At 72.7% G+C, this 7,712-nt stretch carries 5 protein-coding genes; 2 read left to right on the top strand and 3 right to left on the bottom strand.

All coding sequences use genetic code 11. The features are described from left to right. Positions 1 to 1,686: bifunctional metallophosphatase/5'-nucleotidase (locus D7W79_RS35215; RefSeq protein ID WP_244222144.1), on the top strand; the 1,686-nt coding region annotated here is incomplete at its 5' end. A 231-nt stretch (positions 1,687 to 1,917) separates the two neighbouring features. Continuing rightward, positions 1,918 to 2,355 (top strand): hypothetical protein, encoded by a 438-nt coding sequence (locus tag D7W79_RS35210; protein WP_120529697.1) that lies wholly within the window; start codon positions 1,918 to 1,920, stop codon positions 2,353 to 2,355. A gap of 200 nt (positions 2,356 to 2,555) precedes the next feature. On the opposite strand, the gene D7W79_RS35205 is transcribed toward D7W79_RS35210, so the two are convergent. From D7W79_RS35205 to D7W79_RS35195, 3 genes are all read right to left on the bottom strand, one after another. Beyond that, on the bottom strand, positions 2,556 to 5,336 hold the full coding sequence (locus tag D7W79_RS35205) for an Hsp70 family protein (protein WP_120529696.1): 2,781 nt from the start codon (positions 5,334 to 5,336) through the stop codon (positions 2,556 to 2,558). A 25-nt stretch (positions 5,337 to 5,361) separates the two neighbouring features. Next, on the bottom strand, positions 5,362 to 7,224 hold the full coding sequence (locus D7W79_RS35200) for an Hsp70 family protein (protein WP_120529695.1): 1,863 nt from the start codon (positions 7,222 to 7,224) through the stop codon (positions 5,362 to 5,364). An 87-nt stretch (positions 7,225 to 7,311) separates the two neighbouring features. Beyond that, a partial coding sequence (locus D7W79_RS35195) for a DUF2760 domain-containing protein (RefSeq protein ID WP_147442207.1) occupies positions 7,312 to 7,712 on the bottom strand: 401 nt, incomplete at its 5' end.

The following is a 7,712-nucleotide window of genomic DNA, read 5'->3' as shown; positions in this document are numbered from 1 at the left end:
GAGCCCCTGCGGCTCACGCTGGTGGGCACCAACGACTTCCACGGCTGGGTGATGCCCCACCGCGCCACGCTGCCGGACGGGCAGAAGGTGGAGGAGGGGGGCGCGGCGCTCTTCGCGTCCTACGTGGCGCGGCTGCGCGACGACAACCCGGGCGGCGTGCTGCTGGTGGACGGCGGCGACCTGTTCCAGGGGACGCTGGCGTCCAACCTGGTCGAGGGCGCCATCGTCGTCGACGTGTACAACCTCCTGGGCTACGCGGCGGTCGCCATCGGCAACCACGAGTTCGACTACGGGCCGGTGGGCCCGGAGCCCGTGGCCCGGCGTCCGGACGAGGATCCGCTGGGCGCGCTCAAGGCCCGCGTGGGGCAGGCGAAGTTCCCCTTCCTGTCCGCCAACGTGCGCGAGAAGGACGGCCGCCACCCGGCGTGGCTGGGCAATGACGGCACCACGGTCGTCACCGTGAAGGGCGTGAAGGTGGGCCTGCTGGGCCTGACCACGCTGTCGACGCCGCAGACGACCAACCCCGTCAATGTCGCCAGCCTGAAGTTCGAGTCCCTGGCCGACGCCGCGAAGGAGGCCGCGAAGTCGCTGCGCGAGCAGGGCGCGGAGGTGGTGGTCGCCATCGCGCACGCGGGCGGCAAGTGCACGGACCTGGCGAACCCGCGCGACACGTCCGGGTGCGTGCGCGACGACGGCGAAATCTACGCGGTGCTGGAGGCGCTGCCGAAGGGCGCGGTGGACGCGGTGGTCGCGGGCCACACGCATCAGCCCATGGGGCACTTCTTCGGCGACGTGCCGGTCATCGAGACGACGGGCCTGGCGCGCTCGTTCGGCGTGGTGGACCTCTTCGTGGATCCGGTGAGCCACCACGTGCTGCCCGAGCGCACGCGCATCCAGGCCGCCATCCCGGTGTGCGGCGCCGTGGACGCCACGCTGAAGACCTGCGACGCGCTGAAGCTCAAGGACGCGAAGGACGTGCGGATGGTGCCCGCCACGTTCCTGGGCCAGCCGGTGACGCCGGACGCCCGCGTGCAGGCGCTGGTAGGCCCCGCGGAGGCGCGCGTGGAGGAGGAGCAGCGCCGCCCGGTGGGCGTGGAGATCCAGGCCCGCATGCCCCAGGTGTACGAGGGCGAGAGCGCGCTGGGCAACCTCATCGCGGACGCCATGCGGGAGGCGGCCCGCGCGGACGTGGCGGTGATGAACGCGGGCGGCATCCGGGCGGACCTTCCGCAGGGGCCGCTCACCTTCGGGAAGCTCTACGAAGTCCTCCCCTTCGACAACACGCTCGCGGTGCTGGAGTTGAGCGCGGACGAGCTGCGCCGCTTCCTGTCGCTGGCCTACGGCGGCCGCAAGGGCGTCTTCGCGGTGTCCGGGCTGGAGGTGACGCTGGCCGCGTGCCCCGGGCCGGAGCGCTTGCAGGGCGTGACGCTGCCGGGAGGCAAGCCGCTGAAGGCGAAGGGGACCTACCGGGTCGCGGTGCCTGACTTCCTCCTGCGCGGCGGTGACGGGGTGGGGCCGCTGACGTCCACGCTGCCACGGGAACGTATCAACCTGTTGCAGGGCCAGGACCTGCGCGAGGTGCTGACCGCGTACGGCCGCGCCCACGGCAACGCGCTGAAGCCCCCGGCGCTCGGGCGCGTGCACCTGGTGAAGGCGGCGGGGCCCTGCGCGGACGCGAAGCCCTGAAACAGGGGCGACCGCCGTTGGAAATTTTCTCTCCGTGCTGATCCGCTGGGGCTGGATCGGGGCGCAACCCAGCGAAAGATCAGCGAAATGCGCCCGGGCCGAATTTTCGGCCTGGGATCAGTTTCCAACGGAGGGAAACCTCCCTACTCTAGGGCACGCGAGATCCCTTGCAGGCGCGGCCCCGAGCCAGCGCGAGCAAGTTGGAGCCCGTGCGTGGGAGGGACAGAAGAGATGCTCTACAAAGTGACCCCGATGATGGTCCCGGTTGCGCCCGAGAAGAAAGAGGCGCGGGAGCCGGGCCAGCCGCGCAAGCGGCGCAAGTCCTCCGTCTACGACGCCGACGGCCACGAGGTGCTGATCTCGCTGATGTGTCTGAAGTGCAAGACGCTCAAGCCCCTGGCGCAGTTCGGGCTGCGGAAGATGGCGGACGGCGCCATCCGCAACCAGCCGTGGTGCCGGGGTTGCCGCTCGGGCGCGGGCACGAAGAAGCCGAAGAAGGACGAGGCGCAGGCCGTCACCGTGACGGTCAGCGTGCCGGTTGCCGCCGCCGTGGAGCCCGTGCTCCAGGTCGTCGCCGCCGTGCCGCTCGACGCCGCGCCCGTGGCGCCGACGCTCGTCGACGCCCCGGTGGCGGTCGCGGCCGACGTGACGGCCCCCGCCCAGGTCTGATCCACGGCCCGGGATGATCCGCCCTGCTGGGGCGCGCACTGTTCGCGCCCCGCATGGGACGGATCCGCCCGGAGTTCCGCTTGAGGAGCCCGGACGGGTCGCTCCCCGCCGGGGGATGATCCGCCCTGCGGGGGCGGGCAGCGCTCACACCTGGATGCGTGGGATCCGCCCGGAGTCTCCCGGGCGGACCGCTTCCTCACTCAGAACAGCCGCAGGCCCGCCGGCAGCGTGTCGCCGAGCGCCCGGGCTTCGTCCGCGGCCTCCAGGGCCACGACCTCGCGCACCATCCGCACCCAGGTGTCGGCGGCCTTCGCGGCCACCAGCGCCTGGGCCGTGCGCTCGCGCAGCGCCGGATCCAGATCGCGCGTGCGGTCGCCGGTGAGGCGCGCGAGCTGGGCGGCGGCGAAGGGCGCGCCGTCCACCTTGCGCAGGTCCAGCGACAGCAGCAGCTCCAGCCACGCCTCCGCCGTCTCCACGTCCACGACCTTGTGGCTGCTGCCGTACAGCGGCACGCGCGCGCCCAGCCGGCCCAGGGCCCATGCCCACGGGCCGCCGGAGCGGGACTCGGCCTTCAGGCGCGCGGCGATCCACCGGCCCACCTCCGCTTTGTCGCCCGGTGTCAGGTGCTCCAGCGAGGCGACGGTGCGGACCATCTCGTCCAACCCCTCCGGCTGGATGCCCTTGAGCTTGCCACCCTGCGTGGGCGCTTCCGGGGGGACGCGCCGGGAGAGGTGCGGCTGGAGGTAGCCGTAGAGCTTCTGCTGCTGTCCTTCCGTGAGGCCGCCCGCGATGCGGCGCCACATCACCCAGAACTCCGTCCACACCGCCTTGTCCTGGTGGTGCTGCACCAGCGCGTCGAAGAGGCTGAAGGTCTGCTCCGCGCGCCAGCCGTCCAGCGGGTAGCCGAAGCCGGGGCGCAGGCAGAAGCCGGTGAGGCTGTAGAAGACGCGCTCGTGGTCGTCGGAGCGGCGGCGCTTGCTCGCGCCCGCGTAGAGCGTGCTCCACAGCTCGCGCAGCACCGGCACGCGCCACGTGTCGCGCGGGCCCAGGACCTTCTCCAGCGTGCGCGACAGCTGCTTCACGTCCTTGGGCCCCAGGGGCAGCGGCTTGTTGCCGTAGACGCGCTCCACGTTGTCCTTCGCCTCGGCGAAGCGCGCGGGCATGGACTCGGTGACGGTCAGCTCGTGCGAGCCGCCGGTGCCGCGCAGCTCGAACTCCAGGCGCCAGCGCTCGTCCGCGACGTCCGACACGCAGAACAGCTCCAGCGTGCCAATCTCCGTGAGCGCCGCCTGCAGATGCACCGGCACCTCCGTGACCTTCCCCGACGCGCCCTTGAGCAGCGTGTGGATGGGCGGCAGCGGCTTCAGGTCCTCCGCCAGCGGCACCAGGTCACCGGGCTTGTCGATGCGGTCGCTCGTCGTGGAGAAGAGGGTGAATTGCACCGGCCGGCCCAGGGTGAGCGTGAAGGGGCGCTCGCCCAGGTCCACCTTCTGGCCCTCCTCGAAGCCGCGAGGAATCAGGCACAGCGTGGGCTGCTCCGTGCTGTCCGGGCCGCGCTGCAGGCCCACGTAGTACGCGCGCGCCGCGCCGCCGCCAATGCGCAGGCCGTGGCCGCGCCGCACCAGCCCGTAGTACGCCGCGCCCCGCGCCACCGCGAGCTCCAGCGACTCGTGCTTCAAGAGCGGGATGCGCGGCGCCTGCGGCCACCACGCGGACAGAGCGTCCACCAGCCGCGCGGAGATCTGCGGCGAGTTGAAGACGCCGCCGTTGAGCAGGATGGCGTCCGGACGGGGCAGGGCGCCTTCGTGCGACGGCGTCTCTCCCAGCGCCGCGAAGCCCGCCGCCGCGTGCTGCGCGAGGAAGGCCGCCAGGTGCCGGGTGACGGCGGGGTCCTGCACGTACGGCAGGCCCAGTTCCTGGAGCGCCATGCGCGCCGAGCGCCGGGGCCGGTCCCCGGGCGCGGACAGGGGGAAGAAGCCGTCCAGCACCAGCGCGTGGGCCTCGTCGCGGCCCAGCTCCGTGGACAGCGTGCCGCCCAACAGCCGGCTGCCCTCGCCGATGAGCGACATGCCGTACTTCTCCGGCGGCGTGTGCCCCAGCAGCTCTTCCTTCGCGGTGCGCGCGGCCTGGATGGCCTGCGTCCACTGAGTCGCGGACAGGCGCCGGCCGTTCTGGGTGAGCTTCTCCTCCATGCGCCGCGCGAGCGCCGCGTCCATGTTGTCGCCACCCAGCATCAGGTGGTCACCCACCGCCAGGCGCCGCAGCATGGGCCCTTCCGGAGACACGCCCGCGTGCACCAGCGTGAAGTCCGTGGTGCCGCCGCCCACGTCCACCACCAGCACCAGCCGCACCTGGGACAGCGTCTGCTCCAGGTCCGAGCGGTGGCGCGCGGTGTAGTCGTAGAAGGCCGCCTGCGGCTCCTCCAGCAGCGTGAACTTCTCCAGCCCCGCCTTGCGCGCCGCGCTCACCGTGAGGGCGCGCGCCGCCTCGTCGAACGAAGCGGGGACGGTGATGACCACCTCCTGCTTCGACAGGGGCTCGTCCGGGTGGGCGTAATCCCACGCGCGGGCCATGTGCGTGAGCAGCAGCGCGGACGCGTCCACCGGGGACAGCTTCTGGACGTCCGCGGGCGCGCCCCACGGGAGGATGGGCGCGGAGCGGTCCACGCCCGGGTGGCACAGCCAGCTCTTCGCGGACGACACGAGCCGGCCGGGCACGCGCGCGCCCTGCCAGCGGGCCAGCTCGCCCACCACCCACGGGCCGCCGTCGTCGCCCCAGGGCAGGCGCAGCACCTCCGGGGCCAGCTCGTGGCCGGCGGGGACGTAGACGGTGGACGGCAGGAGCGGGCGCGGGGCCACCTCGCCCTGGCGGACGAGCTGGGGCAGGGGGAAGTCCTCGACGGGCGCCCCCGCGCCCCTGCCTGGATCCACGGATGCCACCGCGCAATGGGTGGTGCCCAGGTCGATGCCGACGATTCGCATACGCCTCCGGTGTGCGGGGCCCCTTCTACTCCTTCATGCGCACGTTGAGCTCCAGCTTCCAGCGCCCGGAGCCGTTCTTCTCCAGGCACCGCAGCTCCAGCGTGCCCACCTCCGTCACCGCCGCCTGGAGGTTCACCGGCGTCAGGTCGCCAAAGGGCGTGGCCTGTCCGGGCAGCGTCGTCTCGATGGGCGCCACCTCCTCCAGCCCCCCGGCCGCCAGCTCCGACTCCACGTCCTCCACCATCTCGCCCACCCGGTCGTCACGCCGCACGGATGACGCGAAGAAGCGGAAGCTCGTGGGCTCGCCGGTGACGAGGCCGAACTCCTGCGGCGGCACGTCCGCCTGCGTCCCTTCCTCCATGCCGAAGGGCGCGACGCACAGCGCCTTCACCGGCGGCTCCATGCCCGGCACCGCCGGCATCGCCGTCTCCACGCCCACGTAGTAGGCGCGCGCCGTGCCGCCGCGGATGCGCAGGCCATGCCCCTGGCGCACCCAGCCGTAGTACGCCGCGCCCCGCGCCACCGCGAGGTCCAGGTCCGCCCCCTCCAGCTCCTTCGCCGGGGGCGCCCCTTCGGACGCGAGCCACTGGTTGAGGACCTCCATCACGCGGCCCTTCAGCGGCCCGGCCTTGAAGACGCCGCCGTTGAAGAGCACCGCCGAGGGGTGCAGGAAGCCCTTGCCCGCCACGTCCACCGGCGAGTCCGCGCTGGCCGCCAGCGCCTGCGCCTGCCGGGTGAGGAACGCCGCCAGGTGCTTCGTCACCGCCGGGTCCTGCGCGTACGGCAGCGCCATCTGCGCCAGGCCCGTGCGCCGGGCGGTGCGCGGCAGGTCCGCCACCTGCGTCACCGGGAAGAAGCCGTCCGTGAGGACGCGGTCCAGCTCCTCGCGCGTCAATTCCGTGCGCAGCGTGCCGCCGATGAGCGACGAGCCCCGGCCCGGAATGGCGATGGGCACCCGGTCCAGGGATGGATCCGCGTACAGCGTCTCCTTCGCCTGACGGCACCCGTAGGTGAGGCCGTTGAACTGCCACGCATCCAGCTTGCGGCCGTCCGCCGCCATCCGCTGGTTGAGCGTGTGCGCCAGGGCGAGGTCCATGTTGTCGCCGCCCAGCAGGATGTGGTCGCCCACCGCCACGCGCAGCAGCTCCAGGTCACCCTCGCGGTCCTTCACGGTGATGACGGAGAAGTCGGACGTGCCGCCGCCCACGTCCACCACGAGAATCACCTCCCCGGGCTGCACCTGCTTGCGGAAGTTCTCCCCCATCGCCTCCAGCCACGCGTACAGCGCGGCCTGCGGCTCCTCCAGCAGGGTGATGTGCTCGATGCCCGCCGCCTTCGCGGCCTCCAGCGTCAGGTCGCGCGCAGCCGCGTCGAAGGACGCCGGGACGGTGACGATGACCTCCTGCTGCGACAGCGCGTTGCCGGACTCCTCCTGCGCGCGCGCGAAGGTGTGGTCCCACGCCTCCTTCAGGTGGCGCAGGTAGCGCGCGGACGCGTCCAGCGGCGACACGCGCTGCACCTCCGGCGGCGCCTGCCAGGGCAAGAGCGCGGACCTCCGGTCCACGCCCGGGTGCGACAGCCAGCTCTTCGCCGAGGACACCAGCCTCGTGGGCACCTTGGCCCCGTGCGAGCGGGCGAAGTCACCCACGATGACGCCCGGCTCCTGACTCCACGGCAGCGCGAGGCTGCCCTCCGGGAACTCCTGCGCGCTGGGCAGGTAGAGGAAGGAGGGCAGGAGGGGGCGGGCCTCCACGGTGCCGGGCGCCGTCACCTGGGGCACGGGCAGCATGGACTGCGAGGGGCCGCGCGGCTTGCCGTCCTCGAGGTTGAAGTAGGACACCGCGGAGTGCGTGGTGCCCAGGTCGATGCCGATTGCGTATCGGGCCATATCGGTCAGGAACCCCCTGGGGGGCCTTGTGGTTCCTCGAAGGGAAGGGGACTTCGGAGGATGCGCCGCCTGGTGCTCAGGCAGGCATCAGGCGAGCTCGACCTCCGCCGGGGCCAGCACGCGCGGCTCCATGGCGGGGCTGACGGACGGGAACTTCACCTCCGTGGTCACCCAGCCGTGGTGCCGCAGGGTGCCTCCATGGGGAGGCTGGCCGGCGACGTTGCCGGTGAGCCGGATGCGCTGCGCGTCGAAGCCCGCCGGCACCGTCACCTTGTCGCCCTCGCCCTGCGGCAGCACCGGCTGGAGCGTCAGGTACTGGTGCACCACCTTGCGGCAGCCCTCGTGGACGATGCGGGCCGCCGCGCCCACGTCCGCGTCCGGGAAGGCCGCGACGTTCTCCTGCACGAAGTCCAGGAAGCGGCCCTCGCGCTGGAGCATGGCCAGCAGCGACAGGGCGCTGGCGTGCTCGCGCTCGGGAGGGAGGGGAG

Source organism: Corallococcus exercitus (assembly GCF_003611585.1).
In the GTDB taxonomy this organism is placed as follows: domain Bacteria; phylum Myxococcota; class Myxococcia; order Myxococcales; family Myxococcaceae; genus Corallococcus; species Corallococcus exercitus.
This window is presented reverse-complemented; position numbering and strand designations above follow the sequence as displayed.